Source organism: Protofrankia sp. CiP1_Cm_nod2 (assembly GCF_920664355.1).
GTDB lineage: Bacteria > Actinomycetota > Actinomycetes > Frankiales > Frankiaceae > Protofrankia.
This window is the reverse complement of sequence record NZ_CAKKTL010000394.1, coordinates 1-706: the sequence shown is the minus strand read 5'-3', so window position 1 is coordinate 706 and position 706 is coordinate 1. Positions and strand designations below refer to the sequence as shown.

The following is a 706-nucleotide window of genomic DNA, read 5'->3' as shown; positions in this document are numbered from 1 at the left end:
CCGTGCTGGCCCCCGGCGGCCAGCTCGTCTTCGAATGCGGTGGGCACGGGAACATCGCGAACGTCAGCCGCGCCATCGACAGCCTGGTCGACGACGTGCCGGACGTGTGGAACTTCGCCGACGTCGCCGGGACGCGGGCCCGGCTGCGGGCCGCCGGCTTCGTCGACGCCGAGGTGGCGCTGGTGGCGGACCCGGCGGTCTTCCCCGACGACGACCTGCTGCTGCGCTACCTGGAAACGGTCGTCCTCGGCTCTCATCTCGACCGGCTGCCGCTCGACGAACGGGCCGCGTTCACCCGGGCGGTCGCCGAGCGCCTGCCCGAGCCCGTCGTCGACTACGTACGGCTGACCGTCCGCGCCGTGCGAGGCAACCATCCGGACCGGCAGTGCGCGCTGGCCTGACCGCGCCCCGCGGAACACAGTGCCCCGCGGAACACAGTTCCGCCCGCCCGCCGGGGCCGGCCCGGCCAGCCGTCTCATCGATCATCTAGAGCGCCGGCCAGGTAACCATACGTATCCCCACAAACAGTGGCACACTTCGATGGACGCCGGCCACCGGAGAAGATCGGCATAATTTTGTCGTTGTGTACGCTTTTGCGGCCAAAAAGCGTACACAACGACAAACTCTCCTGGATCATGACCTGTGCGGCCGGCCGTGGATGGGATCCGCGCTACCCGACCGGCGCCCTAGATCATCTTGGCTGGCT

At 69.0% G+C, this 706-nt stretch carries 1 pseudogene; it reads left to right on the top strand.

Annotation, left to right across the window (positions count from 1 at the left end):
* Positions 1-401: pseudogene (locus NBW84_RS23850) on the top strand (class I SAM-dependent methyltransferase); the annotation flags it as partial.
* Between the last annotated feature and the right edge of the window lie 305 nt (positions 402-706).